Genomic DNA, 23,093 nt, shown 5'->3' with positions numbered 1-23,093 from the left:
TATCAAAAGTAATAGTTAAATGAATAAATCGATTTTAAAAAAATAGCCTTACATAAAAATAATTCTATCGTATTTACTCAATATGTTTAAATAAATGGCAAGATATAAAATAATATAAGCTTCATCACAAAACACAATTTATATTCTTTATAATAAAAAAAGGAAGTAAAATGAATAAACAGTATCGCTTAATATCAAAAATTCTAGCAATCGCGATATCCTCCTTGGGGATTATAGTATTAATAGGATGGCTATTGAATATTTCTGTATTAAAGAGTGTTATTCCAAGTGTTGTTTCTATGAAAGTAAACACCGCTTTATGTTTTATATTTAGTGGATTCACTTTATGGATTTTAAATGAAGAAAGACTAAGTAGTTTTAAAAAAATAGGTTCGATTATTTTTCCTTCCATAATGATTCTTATAGGACTGCTGACTTTTAATGAATACCTCTTTGAAATTAATTATGGAATAGATGAGTTCTTATTTAAAGAAGAAACTGCAGCCATAGCAACATCTCATCCGGGACGAATGGCACCTATAACTGCTATTAGTTTTGTTTTATCAGGAATATCTTTATTACTCCTTTACAAAAACAAAGCCTTTCAAATGTTTCAATTACTCAGTCTCTTAGTATTTGTTCTCGCACTATTAACATTAATCGGATATGCCTACGCCGTAAATGATTTTCAGGGAGGAATAGTAAGTTTCACTAAAATGGCTATTCATACATCAATAGCATTTATCTTCCTGTCCGTTGGAATGTTATTTTCAAATTCTGAAAAAGGCATTATGTATATTTTTACAAACGATGGTATAGCAGGGATTACCACAAGAAAGTTATTACCGTTTATCATTTTCACCCCTCTTATTTTGGGTTGGTTGAGATTGATAGGACAGCAAGCAGGTTACTATAGTACTGAATTTGGAGTAGCACTTTTCACATTTATTACTATTTTAATATTTGTGGTTGTGGTTTTTGGGATTTCCGGAACTCTTTTATCAATTGACAAGAAACGAAAAGAAGCCGAAGAACAATTAAACGAATACAGACATTTCTTTAACATCAACCATGACCTTTGCGGTATTGCTAACATGGAGGGTTATTTTGAGTTCATTAATGCCAACTTTACTGAGACATTAGGATACACTGAAAAAGAATTTTGCGAGACACCGTTTATTGAATTAATACATCCCTATGATATTCCCGTTGCAGTTCAGGAATATGAAAAATTGAAACTGGGTGCATTGGTAATAAATTTTGTAAATCGCTACCGCAAAAAAGACGGCAGCTATATATATCTCGACTGGAATGCAACCCCAAACCCTGTAACTCAAAAACTTTATTGTGTTGCCCGCGACATCACCAACCGAAAAAAAACGGAAGAGCAGCTGTTAGTAGCAAATAAAGAATTGGAAAATTATATTCTGCAATTAGCAGAAAGCGAAGAAAAATTCAGAGTAGTTTTAGATTCCGCCCATATTGGAGCTTGGGATTTAAATTTAGTCAAAGACACCGCTTGGCGTTCCTTATTACATGACCAAATTTTCGGTTATGAAAATCTTTTACCGGAATGGGGCTATGACATTTTTATAAAACATGTAATTCCTGAAGATAGGGATTATGTTGAGAAGCGATTCGAAGAAGCATATTCGCATGGCAAGTTCAGTCTGGAATGCCGCATTAAAAGAGTAAACGATAATACCATTCGTTGGATTTCAGCGGAAGGCCTAGCGTATAAGAATGAAGAAGGAGAATTAACCAAAATGATGGGAATAGTTATTGACATTACAGATCGCAAAAATTCAGAACATGAATTGGAATTTATTACGGCAAAACTAAAAGAAGCACAGGCGTTGGCCAAAATGGGTAATTGGGATAGTAATTTAGTTACCAATACAGATGCATGGTCTGACGAAGCTTTTAAAATTTTGGGTCTTGACCAAAATACAACAATACCTTCACCCGACACCTATTTTTCTTGTATTCACCCAAATGATTTGGCTTTTGTAAAAGAGAAAGTAAATGAAGTTTTCACCACCTTGAAAGGAAACACATATGATTACCGGATAAAAAGAAAAGACGGAACAATCATTCATGCCTTTTCTCAAAGTAATATGGATTTTGATGAAAATAATAATCCCACACGTTTTTTTGGAACTATTCAGGATATAACAGAAATAAAAAATGCCGAAGAAAAACTAATTGAAATAAATAAAGAATTAGAGTCATTTTCGTATTCGATTTCTCATGACTTACGTGCTCCACTCCGCGCTATCAATGGTTATGCTCAAATACTCAACGAAGATTATGGACAAAGGTTAGATCAGGAAGGAATGCGCATCCTTACAACAATAACGTCCAATGCCACAAAAATGGGTACGCTCATAGACGACCTACTAGCTTTTTCACGTCTGGGAAGAAAAGAGATGCAGAAAACAGAAGTCGATATGAATCAATTAATCAAAAGTGTAATCAATGAAACAAATAAATCAATAGTATACAAGGCCAAAATCAATACTACTAGTCTACACAATGTGAAAGCGGATTATAATTTACTACACCAGGTAATGTTCAATCTTGTTTCGAATGCGATTAAATACTCTTCAAAGGGAGAAAATCCTATAGTAACAATTTCTTCAGAAGATCAGAACGGTGAAATTATATTTTCAGTAAACGATAATGGTGTAGGTTTCGACATGCAATATTCCGACAAATTGTTTGGTGTATTCCAGCGCTTGCACACAGATGAAGAGTTTGAAGGAACAGGAGTGGGTCTGGCAATTGTTCAACGGATTATCACCAAACTTGGAGGAAAAGTTTGGGCAGAAGGAATAGTAGACAATGGAGCAACATTTTATTTTTCATTATAAAAACTGAAACAACATGAACAGCTTACAAATTCTTTTAGTCGAGGACAATATTAACGATGCCGAATTAACCATTCGCGCGCTGAAAAAAAATAATCTTGCAAACGAGTTAATCCATCTTAAAGATGGAGCGGAAGCACTAGACTTTATCTTTGCACAAGGCAAATATTTAGAGCGAGAAATGAGTGACTTACCAAATGTAATTGTATTGGACTTGAAAATGCCGAAAGTAAACGGTATTGAAGTATTGAGGAGAATAAAATCAGACGAGCGTACAAAAAGAATTCCCGTTGTTATGCTCACCTCTTCTAAAGAGGATCCAGATATCCAGGAATGCTATAACTTGGGCGTTAACAGTTATGTCGTGAAGCCCGTGGAGTTTGAACATTTCGTTAAAGCGGTAAGTAATTTGGGATTGTACTGGATGATTTTAAACCAATCACCACAATAAAACTACTATAAATATGAACACTCCATTAAAAATATTAATTCTTGAAGATAATAAAAATGATGCCGATTTACTTCAACGTGAACTAAAGAAATCTGGATTTATTTTTACTGCAGAAATTGTTGAAACTCGTAAAGCGTATGAAAATGCGCTTGATAACTTTAAACCCGATATAATATTATCCGATTATCACCTTCCTTCATTTGATGGAGCAACCGCTTTCCTTATTAAGAAAAAAAAGTGTCCCTCTATTCCGTTTATTATTGTTTCTGGCGCTATTGGGGAAGAAAATGCAGTAGAACTCATTAAAAATGGCGTTACCGATTATACTATAAAGGACCGATTATTTACGCTGCCCCCGAAAATAACCCGCTCACTGAAAGAGGCCGAAGAAAAGAAAGAAAATAGAGAAGCAAACCAACGTTTCAGTCTCGCCACCTGTGCTTCCAATGATATCATTTATGAATGGAAGATAAACGATGGCGCCATTTGGAGAAATGACGCCTACTACAATTTATTGGGGATTAAAAAAGAGAAGGAATGGTTAGACCTCGCAAGCTGGACAAATTCCATTCATCCTGATGACCACGCCAGTGTTACGAAAAGTCTTACCGCTTTTTTTGAAAGCAAAGAAATTTTTTGGTCCAGCGAATATCGCTTTTTGGATAATAAAGGAAAAGTTTATTATTTTACAGATAGGGGTTATTTACTCCGCGATCAAAATGGAAAACCCTTCAGAATGATAGGAGCGGTCGCTGATATTACAAACCTAAAAAATAACATAATCCAGCTCAAAGAAATGCTTTTTATGACTTCGCATAGAGTAAGAGTACCTATTGCAAATATTCTGGGTCTATCAGATACACTTGATGAATCAATAGCTGATCCAACTGAATTAAAAAAAATAGTTGAATTTATAAAACTTTCCGCTATTAATCTGGAAGAATTTACTCATGAGCTAAATCATTTTATTCAAAACTCAAAAGATCAAGCAGAAAATAAAATCCAAAAATAATAAGGATTTACAAAAAATGACAAATAAGCAAATGCCAGCCAACATTTTACTTAGCTGGCAGGAAATATGGGTCTTTACTATTTCAATTTCTTCTTCATTCAAACCCAACTCCGCAAAAGTACCTTTATGCATTTCGTAAATATTTCTCCGCTCTAAAGCATCTTAACTATAATTAGGATACTAAAATAGTATTATTTCGGATTTAATATCAAGTCGATTCTTTTAATCGCATCTTCATAATGGTATTTCGTTTCTGCATTTACTGCTTTGGTTTTAGCAACTGATAAAGTAGATTTTAAAGTTGTCAATTCACCTCTAACCAATCCTCTCACATCGGATTGCGCCACATTATAATAGTCAGAAGGACGACCTGATTTAATTTCTTCTTTCATCAGGTAACTCATTCTTTCTATATAAGCGCGCTGTAAATTTCTTCTGTAAATAGTCACATTCGAACCCAAACCGGCTTCTTTCCAAATTCCTCTTCGCATATCACCCAATAAATCCAACGCTTTATAATTAGCAGTACCCATTATTTCGGCATCCATCAATCGGCCAATGCGCTCAAAACTCATTACACTATTCAAATGTCTGGCTTGTAAATTTCTAAAACGCTCTGTGTAACCGGAGTAATCAATATTTTTTAATGTGCTCACATTTACCAACCATGTTGGAGATGCAAAAGCATTGGCCTGCAACCATTGCATCGCTTCTTGTTGCTTTGCTTTTGGCACAATATCATAAATACTACCTTTTTGGTTTGGTTTTTTAGTAGCTTCATAAACACCTCCAACATTGGTCACCACATGCCCTACATACCTGCTCCATACATCCATCATCTCTTTGTACAACTCATCTAAATCCTCGTAATTGTTAGTCACATCACTCGTCCATTCTGGTAAATGTGCCGCTACATATTGCAAGTTTTTAAGTCCGTAAGTACCCGCTTTCATTGAATTATTTCCAATATCTTCCGTTTGTGAAGACGGGTCAAAACTACTGCTTTGTTTCCCGAATTTATAAATAGGATTTCCAGCTTTTTCCATAATCCATTTGTCTAATGTAGGCACTTCAACCTCTGGTGAAGTCGCATTTGGGATAACTCTGTATCCCCAATTAGTCGCATAATGATCGTAAGGTCCCATTTGGCGTATAAAACGAACGTTTTTATCTCCAGGTTGTGCGATGTAATTAAAACGGGCATAATCCATCAAACTGGCTGCGATTCCGTTTTTCTGTGTAAAATCACCATTTCTATAATTTTCAGTGTCATAAGCGCAACTTGCACCCATATTATGAGGAAAACCAAGAGCATGACCTACTTCGTGAGCGATAACCATACGCATCATTTCACCCATTTCTTCATCACTTGTATTTAATGTTCTTGCTGTAGGATTTGCAGCTCCAGTTTCTAACAAATAGCGATTTCTGTACGAACGCAAATGGTTGTGGTACCAAATTACATCACTCTCGATAATTTCTCCCGTTCTGGGATCAGAAACGCTGGGCCCAACGGCATTACGAGTCGTACTCGCCACATAACGAATTACGGAATAACGGATGTCTTCCGGGCTAAAATCAGGATCTTGTTCTTTCGTTGGTGCGTCTTTGGCGATAATTGCATTTTTAAAACCAGCAGTTTCAAAAGGCTTTTGCCAATCTTCAATTCCTTGTTTGATGTACTTGCGCAATTTTTCAGGCGTAGCAGGATCTAAATAATACACAATAGGTTTTATTGGTTCTACCAGTTCGCCTTTTGCGTAAGCGACTGGATCTTTAGGCTCCAATTTCCAACGACGGATATAAGTTTTGCTGTCTGATTTCAATTCGTTGCTTCCGTAATCGATTTGATTCATCGTAAACCATCCCACACGTGGATCAGCTAATCGAGGTTGCATTGGTTTTTCAGGCAATAAAATCATCGACTGATTCATTTGGATGCTAATCGTTTCTGAATCTTCCTGAACAGGCGGTTTAGAAGCGTTATAGGTGAAATCCTGAATCACTTCAATATTCATCGGAAAACTTTTCATCGTATTGATAAAACTGCGGGAATCATCCATTCCTTTTACTTTGTAGGTTTCTCTCATTTCTGCTGATAAACCGCTGATGGCTCTCACATCAGTGCCATAAAATTTAGTCACATCAATCACCGTATTTGCAGAATCTTTGCTGAATGCCACGATATCAAAAGCAAATAATGTAGGCTCATAATTATTGGATTTCACCGAAATGCTGATAGGCAAACTGTCATTGGCAACCGCACTGAATGATTTTAACTTGATAAGGATTTTATCCTGAAAACGCTGCCAAACTATCAATTGCTCATTGGTTTCGGAGCCAGCATTTACATATCCGCCACCTAAATTAGAAGGCAATTTAGATAACCGACTTACCAAAAGCATGTCTTTATCCAAGTATTTATTAGGGATTTCGAAGAAATATTTTTTATCTACTTTGTGCACCGTAAACAATCCTTGATCAGAAACTGCATCTTTAGTAATTACCTTGCTGTATTCCTTGATAGTGGTTTCCGGTTTCTTTTCGGGAGGAGGAACGACAGCGGCATTTTTATCTTTTTTCTTTTTGGACTGTGCAAATTGCGTGGTGGGCACAATCATCGCTGCAGCGATTGCGGTTAAAATGAAAAGTTTCTTCATTTAGTGGTTTTTTAATGGTTAATCAATATCAAAAATAAATTTTAGTGCCAGTAAATTGAATAGTATTCATTGGTTTAACTTTTAATTAACAACCGTTCTATTTCTTGTTGTACATTTCATACTGGAATTAGTAGTAATGTTTTCCCTGAAATGATTTTACAGGACGGATTTAGTTTTAAGAAACAGATATATTTGTGAGAATAATTTGATTATATTTGAGAAATGAATACTGACGGTTATCAGATATAGTTACCAAATTTTGGGTGTATATGTCTAACAGTGTCAGACATATGAAAATTTAGCAGCAACCGCTTTATAACCCCACAAATTGAAAAACATGAACAACTTCCTCAAAATACTAAAATGGGTGAATTACATTTCGATTCCGTTAGGGATATTGAGCTTTTTATACGTGGCAAATTACAAAATCTATATGGGAATGTTGATTCCTGCATATTTTTTTGTGTTTACATTTTTAAATTTGATTGTTATAACCATTGTTAATCGGATTTGTAATAATTCGTCTGTAGATGTTTTTAAAGACTGGAAATGTTTTTTTGCATTGGTGCTTTCGTATTTTCTTATTACACTTACGCTAGCTATTTGGAGTTACTGAAAATACTCAACACGGCAGCTTCTATAACGTATTTTGGTAATAGGCTTAATTTAATCCCAAACTGCTTGTAGCGAGAGAACGTTAGGCGATATTTTAAAAAAAATAACATAATAAAAATGATGAAAAAATTAAATTTTTTGGTTTTAGTATTTGTAACAAATATTAGTTTTAGTCAGAATGTTTTCAAAAATGAAAGTATTGGATTTAGTATTGAACAACCAAGCAAATGGATAAAAGCAAAAGAAGGGCAAACTATTGAAAATTTAAAAAGCAACGTAAAATTAGATGATAAAGTTCTCATTAAATTATTAGAGCAAAATAAAGGAACAATTGAAGTTGTTAGTTTTTTCAAATATCCAATCGAAACAACAGTTGGAATTATACCAACTATTAAAGTTAACTTAAGAAGTAATCCTCATAAAAATTTTGCAGATTTTAGAAAAAGTATTGAAGAAAGTTTAATTGGAATAAAAAAAGTATTCCCTGATTTTAAATATACAAGTGAACCTAATGAGAGCGTAGTCGATGGTAAAAAATGTTTAACTGCCTCTTGTATTTACACACTAACTGGTAAAGGAGGAAGTGCGAAAGTCAAAATTATAGTATATGCCATTCCAGTAAAGGATCAATTTTATCAAGTTACATTAATGGATACCGAAGAAGACAATAACACAGAATTGTTTAAAAAAATTGTCAATACAATAATAATTCAATAAAAAAATCTCGCCCTAATCCGCAAAGTATTTCCTTCTATACGCTACGCAAATGTCTCTGACTTTACGCCCACAACAATAAGCAAAACAAACATAAACCCACAAAAAAAGCCCCAATCCGGGGCTTTTCATATTTTTATTCTTCTTCTTGATCAGTGCCATGGGATTTTGAATAGCCTCTCCATTTCTCAATACAATCCTGAAAATCCTGTGGAAGTTCCGTATCAAAACGCATCATCTCTTTGGTCGTAGGATGCACAAAACCTAATGTTTTGGCATGCAAAGCCTGTCTTGGCAAAGCTTTGAAACAGTTGTCAATAAACTGTTTGTATTTCGTAAATGTAGTTCCTTTCAAAATCAAATGACCGCCATAACGCTCGTCATTAAAAAGCGGATGACCTATGTGTTTCAAGTGCGCACGAATCTGGTGCGTTCTTCCAGTTTCCAATTGGCACGAAATCAACGTTACGTATCCAAAACGCTCCAAAACTTTATAATGCGTCACGGCAGGTTTCCCTATTTCCGGATCAGCAAAAACCGCCATTTGCATGCGATCTTTCAAGTGTCTTGCTAAGTTTCCTTCAATGGTCCCTTTCTCTTCGGCTACATTTCCCCAAACCAAAGCCACATACTCTCTTTCAGAAGTTTTGGCTTCAAATTGCTTGGCAAGATGCGTCATAGCCGCTTCGGTTTTGGCAATTACCAATAAACCCGAAGTGTCTTTATCAATTCGATGCACTAATCCGGGACGTTCACTGCTGTTCATGGGTAAATTCTCAAAATGAAAAGCCAACGCATTCACTAATGTTCCCGTATAATTCCCGTGACCGGGATGCACCACCAATCCTGGCGGTTTATTAATCAATAAAAGCGTAGCATCTTCATAGACAATATCTAACGGAATATCTTCGGGATCTACCCTATTTTCAAAAGGAGGATGAGATAACATAACCCGAACCACATCATTGGCTTTGACCTTGTAATTCGACTTTACCGTAGCGTCGTTTACAAAAATATTCCCTTCGGTAGCAGCGGTTTGTATTTTATTGCGAGTTGCATTTTGAATCAGGCTCATCAAGTATTTATCAATTCGCAAAGACGTTTGGCCTTTAGGAACTTCAAACCTGAAATGTTCAAATAACTCGTCTTCTAAATCTATTGTATCTATATTATTGTTCATCAACTGGTGTTTCTTCTATTGGTGCAACCAGAGTATCCGCAGCACTTTCTTCTTCTTCATAACTCATTTTTCCGTCTCCTAAAACCAAATCAATTTTAGATGATTTCAAGACTCTGTCCCCTACTTTCAGGTTTCTTCCTTTGAAACGCATTTCCAATACCATATCTTTTCCAAGATTTGGAACATACGTAACCGTTCCTTCCTCAAGACCTAATGCTTTCAAGGTTGGCACTGCTTCACGATATGTTTTTTCTATCAAATCAGGAATTCGCACAGATGAAAATCCCGAAGTATTTATTTTGATGTATATTTTTCTACCAACTTTTACCTTCGTACCTGGCGTCGGATCTTGCTCAACCACACTGAATTGCGGAAAATCACTTCTATAATCCACACTATCCAAAAGCACATAATCTAAATCCAACTCATCCAGCTTTTCTTCCACTTGCTCTTCAGTCAATTTACTCAAATTCGGAACTGCAATTTCATGACCATGATCTGTTGTAAAAGTCAACCAATGCATAAACAAATAGCCCAAAGCGGCAATAATGGCAAGAGCAATTAATACTTGTACTAAAAAGACGCGGCTTGTAAGATACTTACGTAAACTCATAAATTTATTTTTATATGTGGCAAAGATAAAGCTATTTCGTTTCAAAAAAAATGATAATTTTGTTTAATGCTTTTTGAAGCTATTTCCCGCTATTCGTTATAATCTTTTTATCCGCCAAAAAGGCTGATAAAAAGGATTTCTCCCGAAGATTCGGGACTATCGGGGCTAGAATCTAGTGCTAAAAACACCTTAATTATTTATTCGAACAACTAAGAACAAAACGATACAAAATGAAAAACATTGCCATCATCATGGGCGGATATTCCAGCGAGTATAAAATCTCACTTATAAGTGGAAACGTCGTATATCAATTTCTGGACAAAACGAAATACAACGGATTCCGAATCCATATTTTCAAAGAAAAATGGGTCTATGTTGATGCTAATGACACTGAATTTCCTATCGATAAAAATGATTTTTCAGTAACTGTTGATGGTAATAAAATCACTTTTGACTGTGTTTTCAATGCCATTCACGGAACTCCCGGCGAAGACGGATTGATGCAGGCGTATTTCGAATTATTGCATATTGCGCAAACTTCCTGCGATTATTACCAAGCGGCATTAACGTTCAACAAACGTGATTTATTATCCGTTTTAAAACCATACGGCATAAAAACCGCCACTTCCTATTACTTAAACAAAGGCGATGCTATCAATACTGAAGAGATTGTCGCTAAAGTTGGTCTGCCTTGTTTTGTAAAACCAAATAAAGCGGGATCCAGTTTTGGAATTTCCAAAGTAAAAACCATCGATGAATTGCCTATCGCCATAGAAGTCGCTTACAAAGAAGACAACGAAATCATCATAGAAAGTTTCCTTGACGGCACCGAAGTTTCTGTCGGAGTAATCAATTACAAAGGAAAAGTAATCGTTTTGCCAATTACTGAAATCGTTTCTGACAATGATTTCTTCGATTATGAAGCTAAATATTTAGGTAAATCACAAGAAATCACACCGGCAAGAATCTCAGATGAAATGACCCAAAAAGTGAGCGAAATAGCCAAACGTGCTTACGAGGTACTCAAAATGAAAGGTTTCTCCCGAAGCGAATTTATATTGGTAAACGGAGAACCACACATGTTGGAAATGAACACTATTCCAGGATTAACAACGGAAAGTTTGATTCCACAACAAGCCAAAGCCGCCGGAATTTCATTGGAAGATTTGTTTACAAATGCGATAGAATTGGCTTTAGCCTAAAAATATAAAAATGAGAAAAGCTATATTTCCAGGTTCTTTTGACCCAATAACATTAGGACATGAAGACATCATCAAAAGAAGCATTTCGTTGTTTGATGAAATCGTAATCGCTATTGGTGTCAATGCCGAAAAAAAATACATGTTTTCACTGGAAGAAAGAAAACGTTTTATTGAAGAAACCTTTAAGAATGAGCCTAAAGTTTCGGTGATTACCTATGAAGGTTTAACTATTGATTTGTGTCATAAGATAAAAGCCGATTTTATCCTTCGTGGTTTGCGCAATCCTGCCGATTTCGAATTTGAAAAAGCAATTGCACACACCAATCGCCGTTTATCAAAAATAGAAACCGTCTTTTTATTGACTGCCGCAAGAACTTCATATATCAGTTCCAGCATTGTGAGAGATGTAATCCGCAATGGAGGGCAATATGAAATGCTGGTTCCAGATGCAGTGCGAGTGAAATAATTTTAAGAGATTTTGTCAAGTCGAGCGCAGTCGAGACTAAATGATACGTCTCGACTGCGCTCGACTTGACAAATAAACAGTAATAATATAAATTTGTTAAACGAGGCAATAAACCATAATTTCGCCTAAAAATAAAAGCCATCAAACAATGAGTATAGAAAGAGAATTAAGCAAGCGTAGCGGATCGAAATGTGAACTTTGTGGTGCAACCGAAAACTTAAAAGTATATCAAGTTTTACCAACCAAAAAAGATGGACTTGATGAAAGTATTATGGCTTGTAGCACGTGTATCGACCAAATCGAAAATCCGGATAACGTAGATTTAAATCATTGGAGATGTTTGAATGACAGCATGTGGAGCGAACATACCGCGGTGCAAGTGGTTGCGTGGAGAATGTTAAGCCGCATGCGTGCTGCGGGATGGCCTCAAGAATTATTGGACCAAATGTATTTAGACGAGGATACTTTAGCTTGGGCGCAAGCAACAGGCGAAGGTGAAGACGATGAAAATAAAGTAATTCACCGCGATAGCAACGGCGTAATTTTGGAACACGGAGATTCAGTCGTTTTAATCAAAGATTTAAAAGTAAAAGGTTCCAGTATGGTGGCTAAACAAGGAACCGCAGTGCGTAACATTAGACTTGACCATGAAAATGCCGAATACATTGAAGGAAAAGTAGATGGTCAGCAGATTGTTATCATTACACAATACGTTAAGAAAATATAGTGATCAGTGTTCAGTTTTTAGTGGTCAGCACCAGAAGTTTAAAAAAAGTGTTCAGATTTTAGTGACTTCATTGTAGCAAAAAATCGTTAAGAGTAAATCAAATTTACTGTTAACGATTTTTTATTTTATACTGTTTTTTTTCTGCTCACTAAAAGCTGAATACTGAACAAATTTTTAAACTGAACACTAAAAAACTACTCCTCTTCCTTCTTAATCACTTTTCGGGCCACTTCAATTTTAAATTTTTTGCCTTTCATTTTTTCGTCTTTAATGGCATGAAGCAAATCTTTCACTTTGTTGAATTTCACGGCAGCAAACGAGATAAAATCTTTCACTTCGATTAATCCTAAATCGCCTTTTTCCAGTTTTCCTTTTTGGGAAAAGAAACCGACAATGTCAATTTTATTCAATTTATTTTTCTTTCCGCCACTGATGTAAATAGTTTGAAATTCAGGTGGTTTTGGTAATGAAGTGGAGTTTTCAACTTTCAAAGCTTGCATGCCATAATCGATATAATCCATTTTTTTCTCACTTTCATGAGCAATAATATACGCCGTCCCAGAAGCTAACATACGTGCTGTACGTCCGTTTCTATGGGTAAATTCATCTTCTTTGGATGGCAAATGATAATGAATTACGTGATTCATTTCGGGGATATCAAGACCACGGGCAGCCAAATCAGTAGTGATAAGATAGCTTACACTTCCGTTTCTGAACTGGATTAAAGCGCGTTCTCTTTCGTCCTGATCCATTCCGCCATGATAATACGTGGCATAAATTCCTTTTTCGTTCAAGGTATCGCTGATGCGTTCTGCAGCATCACGATGGTTACAAAAAACAATTGCCGACTGTGATTTCAACGAACAAATCAAGTTGAACAAACTTCCTATTTTGTCTTTTTCTTTTGAAACAACCATTTTCATGGAAAGATTCGTTTCGTACACGTTTTCTGGAATGAAATCTAAAATAGTTGGATTTACGACTCTTGTATATCTTGGAATCTCAATATCCGAAGTGGCCGAAACTAAAACGCGTTTGTTGAGTTTCGTTAATTTACCAATGATAAATGACATTTGCTCATGAAAACCCAATTGCAATGATTTGTCAAATTCATCCAAAATCAAGGTTTGAATTTTATCGACACGAAAAGTTCCTCTGTCAATATGATCTGCAATTCTTCCCGGAGTTCCTACTAAAACTGCTGGAGGATTGCTTAAGTTCTTGATTTCAGTATCAATGGAATGTCCGCCGTAGCACACATTTACTTTATAATCAGTTCCCATTTTTTTCCAAACCTGCTCAATCTGCAATCCTAATTCACGTGATGGAACCAAAATCAAACATTGAACCGATTGGATTTCGGGTTGTAACATTTCTAAAATAGGCAACAAAAAAGCCAAAGTTTTTCCGGAACCTGTTGGCGAAAGCAATAAAACATTATTGTCATTCAGGATCGTATCTTGTGCTACTTCCTGCATTTCATTCAGGCTTTCGATGCCTAAATTCAAAAGTATATTGTTGGAATGGTGTTTCTTATTCATTTTGCAAAGGTAATTTTTAATTCTGAGTTATGAATTTTGAATTCTAAATTTTCATTTTTTTAAATCGGGAGCTTCCTTTTCTTACGATCATTTCTATTCCTATCGAAAAAAAGCTACATTTGAAATTCAATTTAAAAACCGAAATATGAGATTTTTCACATTGCTTTTTTTATTATTCTCCATCAACTCATTTGCACAAAAAACGAATAAATACGATACTTTTTTCGAAAAAGGAAATGGAAATCAATCTGCATCCTACCAGGAAACGATAGCTTATTATAAACTTCTGGCAGATGACTTCCCGACTATCGAAATGCAAAAAATGGGCTTGACAGACAGCGGCGAACCATTGCATATGGTTGTTTTTAATCCTGAAAAGCAATTTAATTTTGAAATCATCAAAAAAAACAAAGCGGTAATTCTGCTTAATAACGGCATCCACGCGGGAGAACCGGACGGAATTGATGCCAGTATGCAATTGTTTAGAGATTTGGCTTTGGGCAAAATAAAAGTACCAAAAAATACCGTTATCGTTTGTATTCCGGTGTATAATATTGGAGGTGCTTTAAACAGAAACTCCACTTCAAGAGCTAATCAGGACGGACCGGAAATCTATGGTTTTAGGGGTAATGCCAGAAACTACGATTTGAATCGCGATTTCATCAAGTCAGATACCCGAAACACCAAAAGTTTTGTGGACATTTTCCATAAAATAAATACCGATGTTTTTATTGATAATCACGTTAGCAATGGCGCAGATTACCAATACAAACTTACCTACATTATGACCCAACACAACAAATTAGGAACTGTTTTAGGGGATTTTTTAAACACCGAAATGATGCCTGCTTTGGTCAAAGATTTACAAGAAAAGGACATTGAAACTACTCCTTATGTCAATGCTTTTCAGGATACTCCGGATAAAGGTTTTGGTCAATTTTTTGAAAGCCCACGATTTGCTACGGGCTATACTTCATTGTTCAATACCATTGGGTTTGTGGTGGAAACACACATGCTGAAAAAATACGCTGATCGTGTGAAAGTAACATACGAATACATGCGTTCCGCAATTGATTTTACGGATGCAAATTATCAAAAAATCAAACAACTACGATTGAAAAATGAAGAGCAGTATAAACCAAAAAAATCGTACCCTATAAAATGGGAAATTGACAGTACAAAAACGATTCCTTTTTCGTTTTTAGGCTATGAAGCCAGTTATAAGAAAAGTGATGTAACATCTGGAAATCGCTTGTTTTATGACCGTACAAAACCATACAAAAAAGACATTCAGTACAGCAAGGAATTCAAATCCGTAAAAGAGATAATCATTCCGGAAGCGTATATTATTCCAAGAGGATTTTGGCCGGTAATTGAATTATTAAAGAGCAATACTATCTCGTATCGCCAACTAAAAAATGATACTATAATTGAAGTGGAAAGCTATAAAATCGTCGACTTTAAAACAACAAGTTCAGCATATGAAGGGCATTATTTACACCGAAACACTTCGGTAACCGCTAAAATGGAGAAAGTGGCTTTCGCCAAAGGAGATTACGTTATTCCAACACAACAAAAAGGAATCAAATATTTATTGGAAACACTGGAACCCGAAGCAATAGATTCTTTTTTCAACTGGAACTTTTTTGACACGATGTTACAGCAAAAAGAAGGCTATTCTGATTATGTATTTGAAGATTCAGCTACGCAGATTTTAAAAGAAAATTCAAAACTAAAAGCCGAATTTGATTTGAAAAAACAAAGTGACGTAAACTTTATCAATAATCCGGAAGCGCAACTGGACTGGATTTACAAACATTCTGTTTATTATGAAAAGGCACATTTACAATATCCGGTATATCGTATTTTAAAATAAAAAAAAGCTCCTATTTCAGGAGCTTTTCTTCTTCAAATAATAATTTTATGTTCTCGTAAGAGTTTTTCAATGCCTCTTTTATTTGTTCCGGATTCATCCAAGCTACCTTTTCAATTCCTTCTTCTAATTGCCCTTGTGGGGTTCCTTCAAAATCAGATTGCATTTCGAACCAATGCGTAATTTTTAGTTTATATTTTCCATTACGTCTAAAAACGTGATATGTTTTTTGAAGTTTATGAGATATTGTCAATCCATTTACACCAGTTTCTTCCTCTACTTCACGCATGGCAGTGGCATCAATTTCCTCCCCTTTTTCGATTCCGCCCTTTGGTAAATCCCATTTTCCATTTCTGAAAATGAACAAAACCTCGCCTTTTTTATTGTAAACTAAACCGCCACCAGCTTTGGCAACAGGGATTTTTGCTTTCAAAGTCTTCAAAATAACGCTTTCATCAGGATGATATAGGTAGGCTTTTTGAATTTTATTTTGAAAGATTTTTACTATAAGTTGCTCTATGTCAATACTTTCTAATAAAAACAATTGAAAATCCGTCTCCTTAGAGATGTGATTTGTCAAAAAAAGTGGTTTGTCGTTAACAAAAACTTTATACATTTGTACTATGATTTTTAATAAAGATACAGCCGAAAAAACAGCCGAATTTCTTTTGCAAATAAATGCAATTAAATTGAATCCAAGAAATCCTTTTACATGGGCTTCTGGATGGAAATCGCCTATTTATTGTGATAACCGATTAATCCTCTCATTTCCAGCCGTAAGGAATTACGTCCGGGATGAATTTTCCAAAAATATTGAGAAACAATTTGGTAAACCAGATGTTATTGCTGGTGTTGCCACTGGAGCAATAGGAATTGGAATGCTAGTAGCAGAAAGTTTGGGATTGCCATTTGTGTATGTTCGCCCAGAACCAAAGAAACACGGAAGACAAAACCAAGTGGAAGGTTTTTTACAAAAAGGACAGAATGTAGTTGTTGTAGAAGATTTAATCAGCACCGGGAGCAGCAGTTTACTTGCTGTAGAAGCTTTGCGCGAAGCTGGAGCTAATGTAAAAGGTATGGCCGCCATATTCACGTATGGTTTTGAAGTTGCTGAAGAAAACTTTAAAAACGCACATATCGATTTGTTTACATTGAGTAATTATCAAAATTTATTAAATTTAGCTGTTGCCAAAAGGTATATTACTGAGGAAGAAGAGCAAACTTTAAGAGAATGGAATGTGAGTCCGTCCACTTGGACTATTGAAGTTTAAAACAACCTAATAAATAAATACCACAAAGATGAACTTAGAAAGTCCAAAAGTCAGTGTTCAAAAATCAGCTCAAGAATTATTTGACTTGTTGAGTGATGTCAAAAATTTTGAAAAATTAATGCCTGAAAACATTGCTAAATTTGAAGTTATAGGTGACGATGCTTTTATTTTTGGATTGAAAGGAATGCCAGAAATTAAGCTTAAAATGAAAGAAAAAGTAGCTCCAAACAAAATTGTACTAGGAGCAGCAAGTGATAAACTTCCATTTACATTGATAGCAAACATAGATTCGGTTTCGGACAATTCCAGTGATGTAAAACTTGATTTCGAAGGTGATTTTAATCCTATGATGGCAATGATGATAAAAGGACCAATTGGAAAATTTATCGAAACTTTAGCCGGAAATATGACTAAATTGTAAACAACACATTAAATAAATACAGGAAACCCTTTCAGTTTAAACCTGAAAGGGTTTTTTATTTAATTGTTACAATCAGCCATTAATATAACATTTGAATTTCTTTGATATCAAATTCAGCAATAGTGTCATCTTCCAGAAGAACCTGCAGTTTCCCAACTGAAGAAACTCCTTGAATTATCCCCATAAAATTTTGTTTCATTTGATTTGAAAAAGGCATTGGCAACCCTTTTTTATATAATTTATCACTATAAGCTGACCACAAAACGGCAGCATTGTGTTTGCATAGCTTCACATTTTTTTCTATTGCGTCACAAATGGAAAAAAGAAGTTCGTCTTTATCAAATTTAGCATCACAAATAACCGCCAAAGAAGAGGCTTTTGGTAAATTTTCGAAATTGGTTTGGTTCACATTAAGTCCTAAACCTACAATAGAAATAATGGTTCCGTCACTTTTGATACTGTTTTCAATCAAAATGCCACCTATTTTTTTATTGTATGACATTATGTCGTTAGGCCATTTTATACTAAGATTAGGAATCTTAAACGATTCCAAAACTTCAATTACAGCAAGTGAAACTGCAATATTCAGGTTGAAAATCTGACATATATCCTCCAGAAAATCCTTAACCAAAATACTCATTATTAAGTTTTTACTCGTCTCAGAGGCCCAAACAGCACCCATTTGGCCTTTCCCCTTAGTTTGATTCTCAGCAGTTACAACAGTAAAGTTTTCTAACTCTTGTTTATTCGATAACCCTTTAAGGAATTCGTTTGTAGAATCTATGGCATCGAGTTTGATTAGTTTCATATACAGTTTTTTGTGAAACAGAATTTAATATTGTGTTAAGGTTCAAAAATAATCACAAAAAATGGTAACTTTACAAACTTATATATAAAAATAATTCATGGCGAAAAAGACTATAAATAATGACGTTCTATTAGCGAACATCATTAAGGGGATAGAAGAGGTAAAAGGAAATGATATTGATATTCTTGATTTAAGAGAGATAGACACTGCAGTTTGCGACTATTTCATCATCTGCAATGGTAATTCAAATACACAAGTTAACGCTATAGTCAACTCCATTCAAAAAACAGTATCCAAAGAATTAAAAGACAAGCCTTGGCATGTTGAAGGAACTGATAATGCAGAATGGGTACTAATGGATTATGTAAATATTGTAGTTCATGTATTTCAAAAACACATCCGTGAATACTACAACATCGAAAGTTTATGGGGCGATGCAAAAATAACTACCATTGAAAACAAATACTAAAGAAACATAACTCCTAGTAATGGCTAAAGATAATAATCCAAATTCGAATAAGTTTAAAATAAGCCCTTGGTTAATTTACACTGCAATATTATTAATTTTCTTGTTTATAAGTTTTATAACTGGCGGTTCTAGTTTAAACGAACCAGGTCAATTAACTTCTTCTAAATTTAACGATTATTTAGAAAAAGGCCAGATCGAGAAAGTTATAGTTTACAATAAAACAGAAGCCGAAGTTTTTCTTAATGCTACAGCATTGAAAGATGCAGCACACAAAAAAGTTTCTAAAGACGTTTTTGACAGACCTAACAAAGGTCCTCATTATACTTTTGACATTGGGAACGATCAGATTTTCCAAAACAAACTGGAAAAAGCTGTTGCTGAAGGTAAATTGAAAGATTTTAACTTCTTACCAAAAAACAACTGGTCGGATATTTTAATCAGTTTATTGCCAATCATCATTATTATAGCTGTTTGGATATTCATCATGCGAAAAATGTCTGGTGGCGGCGCTGGTGGCGGTGGCGGACAGATTTTTAACATCGGGAAATCAAAAGCTAAACTTTTTGACGAAAAAACAGATATCAAAACTACTTTTAAAGATGTAGCTGGTTTAGAAGGAGCAAAAGAAGAGATACAAGAAATTGTTGAATTCTTAAAAAATCCTGAAAAATATACTAATCTGGGTGGTAAAATACCAAAAGGAGCTTTACTTGTAGGGCCTCCAGGAACTGGAAAAACCTTATTGGCAAAAGCCGTAGCTGGTGAAGCGCAAGTACCGTTTTTCTCTTTATCAGGTTCTGATTTTGTTGAAATGTTTGTAGGTGTGGGAGCTTCCCGTGTACGTGATTTATTCAAACAAGCCAAAGAAAAATCTCCAGCGATTATATTTATTGATGAAATTGACGCAGTAGGTAGAGCCAGAGGAAAAAGCAATATGTCCGGTGGAAATGACGAACGTGAGAATACTTTGAATCAATTACTGACAGAGATGGACGGTTTTGGTACTAATTCTAATGTAATTGTTTTAGCTGCGACAAACAGAGCTGACGTATTGGACAAAGCCTTAATGCGTGCAGGTCGTTTTGACAGACAAATTTTTGTAGACTTACCAGACATTCGTGAACGTGCTGAAATTTTCAAAGTACACCTTGCACCTTTGAAAAAAATTGAAGGATTGGATACTGACTTTTTAGCCAAACAAACTCCTGGTTTCTCGGGAGCTGATATTGCAAACGTATGTAATGAAGCTGCTTTGATTGCCGCAAGAAACAACAAGACTGCAGTTGACAAACAAGATTTCCTTGATGCTGTAGATAGAATTGTAGGCGGTCTTGAAAAGAAAAATAAAATTGTAACTCCTGATGAAAAGAAAGCAATTGCTATTCATGAAGCAGGACACGCAACCGTTAGTTGGATGCTGGAACATGCAGCTCCATTAATTAAAGTAACCATTGTTCCTAGAGGACAAAGTTTAGGAGCCGCTTGGTACTTACCAGAAGAACGTTTAATTGTTCGTCCTGATCAAATGCTAGACGAAATGTGTGCAACTATGGGTGGAAGAGCTGCTGAAAAAGTAACTTTTAACAGAATTTCTACCGGTGCTTTAAGTGACTTAGAAAAAGTTACAAAACAAGCCCGAGCTATGGTAACTGTTTATGGTTTGAATGAAAAAATTGGTAATGTAACCTATTACGATTCAACAGGACAAAGCGAATACAATTTCTCTAAGCCTTATTCAGAAGAAACAGCCAGAGTTATTGATGAAGAAATTTCATTACTAATTGAAGGTCAATACCAAAGAGCGATTCAAATATTAGAAGAGAATAAAGATAAACTAGATCAACTGGCAAATATCTTAATCGAGAAAGAAGTCATTTTTAAAGATGACTTAGAAGCTATTTTCGGAAAAAGAACATTTGATAAAAATCTTGAGGAAGTAGTATCTTAGAAAACATATAAAATATTTAATTATTTTTAAAATCTTAATTCAAAAACTACTTTTGAATTAAGATTTTTTTATCTTTGGACGTTTTCAAATAACAAATTATAGTATTTTACAAAAATATGAGTCTTTTTAGAAAAATTTTTGGTTCTAGCAATCCGGCTTCTGATGAAGATCAAGAAAGTGAATTTAGTAAATCCCATACTGATAATACAACCTCTATAGATGAAAAATTTATCTACAATTTTAAAAAAAATGGTGGTAAATTTTTGTATTGCGAAAACTCTGAAGAAGTAAAAGAACAATTTGAAAACATATTAGAAGAAAATGATTGGTTTGAAAGCGAAGTTTTATGCTATGAACCAAATCTTTTTGGAATGCTTGATGATAACAAACTTACTTACGACAAACCTGTAAGTCCTAAGTTTCTTCTTGCAAGTTGTGAAAATTTGATTGCTGAGGAAGGTTCTATCCTTTTTTCATCAAAACAAATTAAACAAAACAAACCTAACGAATTACCTACCAATATTATCATTATAGCGAATACTAGTCAAATTCTTGCTGCAAAAAGCGATGGACTTAGTGCTATAAAAAAGAAATACGAAAGAGATTATCCTACCAATATTACTACAGTAAAATATTTCGAGAAAGCTAAAGAAGAAGATTTCACACAATACGGAAGTTCAGCAAAAAATCTATATTTATTGCTTTTAGAAGATCTTTAAGATGAATGAAACTCTAAAACGAGGTATATCAGGAGCTATTTATATTATACTATTACTCGCTTCTATTTTATATTCTACTGAAAGCTTTTTTATCCTTTTTGGTATATTTCTCATTATTGCAGTTTATGAATTTTGTAATTTAATCCAAATACATAAAGTATTTCCAATACTTTTTGCAACGGCTCTATATTCCATAGTAACTTTAGTAAGCCATTACAATAAAATCACTACTGATACTATTAATCATATATTTAATACGGATTTAGAAATAACAATCAATATTCAACAACTAGATGTCGTTTTATTGGTTATTGCATTAGTAGTCTCTATAAAATGTATCCTTTTTTTATTTTATGATAACATTCAAAAAATAAGTACTTCATCAAAATACCTTTATTTACTGGGATATATTATACTCCCATTTGTATTTATAACAAAAATTTCATTTGGTATAAATGATTACAATCCAAAAATCATAATTGGATTATTTATCTTAATCTGGACCAATGATACCTTTGCCTACATTGTTGGTAAATCTATAGGCAGAACTAAATTATTTGAAAAAATATCTCCTAAAAAAACAATTGAAGGGTTCTTAGGCGGAATCGTTTTTGCAATTTTGGCGGGTTATTTAATATCTAAATATTACATAAAGGCCAACCCTGAATTCAGCGACAGATCAATCCTGATTTGGACTTCTATAGCCGTTATTGTTGGAATCGCAGGTACTATTGGAGACTTAATTGAATCCAAATTTAAGCGTATAGCAGGCGTAAAAGACAGCGGAAGTATAATGCCTGGTCATGGAGGTATACTAGATCGACTAGATAGTGTTATATTTGTAGCACCAATAATATTTTTATTTTATCAAATTTTAAACTATGTTTCATAAAGAAGGAACCCAATCTATTTTATTAGGCACTATTTTCACGGCTGTTGTCCTTTTATTGTCTGATAATTTCATTGACACCAACTGGATCAAAATGGCTATACAAATAGCTACTTTGTTACTTTTGATTATCATTCTGCAATTTTTCAGAAATCCAAAAAGAACAGTGGTAATCAATGAAAATCATATTCTTGCTCCTGTAGATGGGAAAGTTGTAGTTATTGAAGAAGTGTTTGAAAGCGAATATTTCAAAGATAAACGTTTACAAATCTCCATTTTTATGTCCCCAATAAACGTACATGTTACGCGTTATGGATTAAGTGGAATTGTAAAGTTCAGTAAATATCATCCAGGAAAATTCTTGGTAGCATGGCATCCTAAAGCCAGTGAAGAAAATGAAAGAACTACGGTTGTCATCGAGAACAAAACATTTGGTGAGATTTTATACCGTCAAATTGCTGGAGCTTTGGCACGAAGAATTGTGAATTACGCCGAAGAAGGAATGCAAGTAATTCAGGGAACTGATGCTGGTTTCATAAAATTTGGTTCAAGAGTAGATATCTTTTTACCATTAGGAACACCAGTAAATGTTGTACTGAATCAAAAAGCAATCGGAGGAAAAACTATTATTGCTACAAAATAAG

The 23,093-nt window shown here is 34.6% G+C and carries 21 protein-coding genes; 15 read left to right on the top strand and 6 right to left on the bottom strand.

What is annotated here, in order from left to right:
* Nucleotides 1-170: 170 nt before the first annotated feature.
* The 3 genes from C8C87_RS05135 to C8C87_RS05125 are packed head-to-tail and all read left to right on the top strand — an operon-like array spanning nt 171 to nt 4,333.
* On the top strand, nt 171-2,873 hold the full coding sequence (locus C8C87_RS05135; RefSeq protein WP_121341723.1) for a PAS domain-containing protein: 2,703 nt from the start codon (nt 171-173) through the stop codon (nt 2,871-2,873).
* Between the two features lie 13 nt (nt 2,874-2,886).
* On the top strand, nt 2,887-3,321 hold the full coding sequence (locus C8C87_RS05130; RefSeq protein ID WP_121341720.1) for a response regulator: 435 nt from the start codon (nt 2,887-2,889) through the stop codon (nt 3,319-3,321).
* A gap of 13 nt (nt 3,322-3,334) precedes the next feature.
* On the top strand, nt 3,335-4,333 hold the full coding sequence (locus C8C87_RS05125; protein ID WP_121341717.1) for a PAS domain-containing protein: 999 nt from the start codon (nt 3,335-3,337) through the stop codon (nt 4,331-4,333).
* Between the two features lie 191 nt (nt 4,334-4,524).
* Here C8C87_RS05125 and C8C87_RS05120 read toward each other — a convergent pair whose 3' ends face one another.
* Nucleotides 4,525-6,993, bottom strand: a complete 2,469-nt coding sequence (locus tag C8C87_RS05120) for a zinc-dependent metalloprotease (protein ID WP_121341714.1) — start codon at nt 6,991-6,993, stop codon at nt 4,525-4,527.
* A gap of 732 nt (nt 6,994-7,725) precedes the next feature.
* On the opposite strand from C8C87_RS05120, the gene C8C87_RS05110 reads away from it, so the two are divergent.
* A complete protein-coding gene (locus tag C8C87_RS05110; protein ID WP_099715833.1) occupies nt 7,726-8,325 on the top strand; it encodes a hypothetical protein in 600 nt (199 codons plus the stop codon).
* Between the two features lie 133 nt (nt 8,326-8,458).
* Here C8C87_RS05110 and C8C87_RS05105 read toward each other — a convergent pair whose 3' ends face one another.
* Together C8C87_RS05105 and C8C87_RS05100 are read right to left on the bottom strand one after the other, a co-directional pair.
* On the bottom strand, nt 8,459-9,502 hold the full coding sequence (locus C8C87_RS05105) for an RluA family pseudouridine synthase (protein WP_121341711.1): 1,044 nt from the start codon (nt 9,500-9,502) through the stop codon (nt 8,459-8,461).
* Entirely contained in the window at nt 9,492-10,115 is a 624-nt protein-coding gene (locus tag C8C87_RS05100; protein WP_099715835.1) for a PASTA domain-containing protein, read from the bottom strand. The genes C8C87_RS05105 and C8C87_RS05100 overlap by 11 nt, the downstream gene beginning before the upstream one ends.
* Before the next feature lie 230 nt (nt 10,116-10,345).
* Between C8C87_RS05100 and C8C87_RS05095 the strand changes: the two genes are divergently transcribed.
* From C8C87_RS05095 to C8C87_RS05085, 3 genes are all read left to right on the top strand, one after another.
* On the top strand, nt 10,346-11,317 hold the full coding sequence (locus C8C87_RS05095; RefSeq protein WP_121341708.1) for a D-alanine--D-alanine ligase: 972 nt from the start codon (nt 10,346-10,348) through the stop codon (nt 11,315-11,317).
* 10 nt (nt 11,318-11,327) lie between these two features.
* Nucleotides 11,328-11,783, top strand: coding sequence for a pantetheine-phosphate adenylyltransferase (coaD, locus tag C8C87_RS05090; RefSeq protein ID WP_039109652.1), 456 nt, complete (start codon nt 11,328-11,330; stop codon nt 11,781-11,783).
* Between the two features lie 148 nt (nt 11,784-11,931).
* Complete coding sequence (locus tag C8C87_RS05085; protein ID WP_121341706.1) at nt 11,932-12,510, top strand: alkylphosphonate utilization protein; 579 nt, start codon at nt 11,932-11,934, stop codon at nt 12,508-12,510.
* Between the two features lie 194 nt (nt 12,511-12,704).
* Here the strand turns inward: C8C87_RS05085 and C8C87_RS05080 are convergent, their stop codons facing one another.
* Complete coding sequence (locus C8C87_RS05080; protein ID WP_121341704.1) at nt 12,705-14,051, bottom strand: DEAD/DEAH box helicase; 1,347 nt, start codon at nt 14,049-14,051, stop codon at nt 12,705-12,707.
* Nucleotides 14,052-14,196: 145 nt separating this feature from the next.
* Between C8C87_RS05080 and C8C87_RS05075 the strand changes: the two genes are divergently transcribed.
* A complete protein-coding gene (locus C8C87_RS05075; protein WP_121341702.1) occupies nt 14,197-15,927 on the top strand; it encodes a M14 family metallopeptidase in 1,731 nt (576 codons plus the stop codon).
* Nucleotides 15,928-15,937: 10 nt separating this feature from the next.
* On the opposite strand, the gene C8C87_RS05070 is transcribed toward C8C87_RS05075, so the two are convergent.
* Nucleotides 15,938-16,540: an NUDIX hydrolase gene (locus C8C87_RS05070; RefSeq protein ID WP_099715843.1), complete on the bottom strand. Its 603-nt coding sequence runs from the start codon at nt 16,538-16,540 to the stop codon at nt 15,938-15,940.
* A gap of 7 nt (nt 16,541-16,547) precedes the next feature.
* On the opposite strand from C8C87_RS05070, the gene pyrE reads away from it, so the two are divergent.
* Together pyrE and C8C87_RS05060 are read left to right on the top strand one after the other, a co-directional pair.
* Complete coding sequence (gene pyrE, locus C8C87_RS05065; RefSeq protein WP_099715844.1) at nt 16,548-17,195, top strand: orotate phosphoribosyltransferase; 648 nt, start codon at nt 16,548-16,550, stop codon at nt 17,193-17,195.
* Nucleotides 17,196-17,223: 28 nt separating this feature from the next.
* The gene (locus C8C87_RS05060) at nt 17,224-17,616 is read left to right on the top strand and encodes an SRPBCC family protein (protein ID WP_099715845.1); all 393 of its coding nucleotides are present in this window, start codon (nt 17,224-17,226) and stop codon (nt 17,614-17,616) included.
* Between the two features lie 79 nt (nt 17,617-17,695).
* On the opposite strand, the gene C8C87_RS05055 is transcribed toward C8C87_RS05060, so the two are convergent.
* Nucleotides 17,696-18,424: a biotin--[acetyl-CoA-carboxylase] ligase gene (locus C8C87_RS05055; RefSeq protein ID WP_121341699.1), complete on the bottom strand. Its 729-nt coding sequence runs from the start codon at nt 18,422-18,424 to the stop codon at nt 17,696-17,698.
* A 97-nt stretch (nt 18,425-18,521) separates the two neighbouring features.
* Here C8C87_RS05055 and rsfS point away from each other — a divergent pair, with 97 nt between their 5' ends.
* From rsfS to C8C87_RS05030, 5 genes are all read left to right on the top strand, one after another.
* On the top strand, nt 18,522-18,893 hold the full coding sequence (gene rsfS, locus C8C87_RS05050) for a ribosome silencing factor (RefSeq protein ID WP_039109645.1): 372 nt from the start codon (nt 18,522-18,524) through the stop codon (nt 18,891-18,893).
* 19 nt (nt 18,894-18,912) lie between these two features.
* Nucleotides 18,913-20,841, top strand: coding sequence for an ATP-dependent zinc metalloprotease FtsH (gene ftsH / locus C8C87_RS05045; RefSeq protein WP_099715847.1), 1,929 nt, complete (start codon nt 18,913-18,915; stop codon nt 20,839-20,841).
* A gap of 116 nt (nt 20,842-20,957) precedes the next feature.
* Complete coding sequence (locus C8C87_RS05040; RefSeq protein ID WP_121341697.1) at nt 20,958-21,560, top strand: LUD domain-containing protein; 603 nt, start codon at nt 20,958-20,960, stop codon at nt 21,558-21,560.
* A 1-nt stretch (nt 21,561) separates the two neighbouring features.
* Nucleotides 21,562-22,452, top strand: a complete 891-nt coding sequence (locus tag C8C87_RS05035; protein ID WP_121341694.1) for a phosphatidate cytidylyltransferase — start codon at nt 21,562-21,564, stop codon at nt 22,450-22,452.
* On the top strand, nt 22,442-23,092 hold the full coding sequence (locus C8C87_RS05030; RefSeq protein ID WP_121341691.1) for a phosphatidylserine decarboxylase family protein: 651 nt from the start codon (nt 22,442-22,444) through the stop codon (nt 23,090-23,092). The genes C8C87_RS05035 and C8C87_RS05030 overlap by 11 nt, the downstream gene beginning before the upstream one ends.
* Nucleotide 23,093: the final 1 nt, after the last annotated feature.

This window comes from Flavobacterium sp. 120, assembly GCF_003633605.1.
Lineage (GTDB): Bacteria > Bacteroidota > Bacteroidia > Flavobacteriales > Flavobacteriaceae > Flavobacterium > Flavobacterium algoritolerans.
The sequence above is the reverse complement of the archived record's forward strand: the minus strand, read 5'-3'. Positions and strand labels throughout refer to the sequence as shown.

Excerpts from the sequence above, each read along its gene's own strand:
- C8C87_RS05135 (WP_121341723.1), top strand. The coding sequence starts at position 171 with ATGAATAAACAGTATCGCTTAATATCAAAAATTCTAGCAATCGCGATA.
- C8C87_RS05130 (WP_121341720.1), top strand. The coding sequence starts at position 2,887 with ATGAACAGCTTACAAATTCTTTTAGTCGAGGACAATATTAACGATGCC.
- C8C87_RS05125 (WP_121341717.1), top strand. The coding sequence starts at position 3,335 with ATGAACACTCCATTAAAAATATTAATTCTTGAAGATAATAAAAATGAT.
- C8C87_RS05120 (WP_121341714.1), bottom strand. The coding sequence starts at position 6,993 with ATGAAGAAACTTTTCATTTTAACCGCAATCGCTGCAGCGATGATTGTG.
- C8C87_RS05110 (WP_099715833.1), top strand. The coding sequence starts at position 7,726 with ATGATGAAAAAATTAAATTTTTTGGTTTTAGTATTTGTAACAAATATT.
- C8C87_RS05105 (WP_121341711.1), bottom strand. The coding sequence starts at position 9,502 with ATGAACAATAATATAGATACAATAGATTTAGAAGACGAGTTATTTGAA.
- C8C87_RS05100 (WP_099715835.1), bottom strand. The coding sequence starts at position 10,115 with ATGAGTTTACGTAAGTATCTTACAAGCCGCGTCTTTTTAGTACAAGTA.
- C8C87_RS05095 (WP_121341708.1), top strand. The coding sequence starts at position 10,346 with ATGAAAAACATTGCCATCATCATGGGCGGATATTCCAGCGAGTATAAA.
- coaD (WP_039109652.1), top strand. The coding sequence starts at position 11,328 with ATGAGAAAAGCTATATTTCCAGGTTCTTTTGACCCAATAACATTAGGA.
- C8C87_RS05085 (WP_121341706.1), top strand. The coding sequence starts at position 11,932 with ATGAGTATAGAAAGAGAATTAAGCAAGCGTAGCGGATCGAAATGTGAA.
- C8C87_RS05080 (WP_121341704.1), bottom strand. The coding sequence starts at position 14,051 with ATGAATAAGAAACACCATTCCAACAATATACTTTTGAATTTAGGCATC.
- C8C87_RS05075 (WP_121341702.1), top strand. The coding sequence starts at position 14,197 with ATGAGATTTTTCACATTGCTTTTTTTATTATTCTCCATCAACTCATTT.
- C8C87_RS05070 (WP_099715843.1), bottom strand. The coding sequence starts at position 16,540 with ATGTATAAAGTTTTTGTTAACGACAAACCACTTTTTTTGACAAATCAC.
- pyrE (WP_099715844.1), top strand. The coding sequence starts at position 16,548 with ATGATTTTTAATAAAGATACAGCCGAAAAAACAGCCGAATTTCTTTTG.
- C8C87_RS05060 (WP_099715845.1), top strand. The coding sequence starts at position 17,224 with ATGAACTTAGAAAGTCCAAAAGTCAGTGTTCAAAAATCAGCTCAAGAA.
- C8C87_RS05055 (WP_121341699.1), bottom strand. The coding sequence starts at position 18,424 with ATGAAACTAATCAAACTCGATGCCATAGATTCTACAAACGAATTCCTT.
- rsfS (WP_039109645.1), top strand. The coding sequence starts at position 18,522 with ATGGCGAAAAAGACTATAAATAATGACGTTCTATTAGCGAACATCATT.
- ftsH (WP_099715847.1), top strand. The coding sequence starts at position 18,913 with ATGGCTAAAGATAATAATCCAAATTCGAATAAGTTTAAAATAAGCCCT.
- C8C87_RS05040 (WP_121341697.1), top strand. The coding sequence starts at position 20,958 with ATGAGTCTTTTTAGAAAAATTTTTGGTTCTAGCAATCCGGCTTCTGAT.
- C8C87_RS05035 (WP_121341694.1), top strand. The coding sequence starts at position 21,562 with ATGAATGAAACTCTAAAACGAGGTATATCAGGAGCTATTTATATTATA.
- C8C87_RS05030 (WP_121341691.1), top strand. The coding sequence starts at position 22,442 with ATGTTTCATAAAGAAGGAACCCAATCTATTTTATTAGGCACTATTTTC.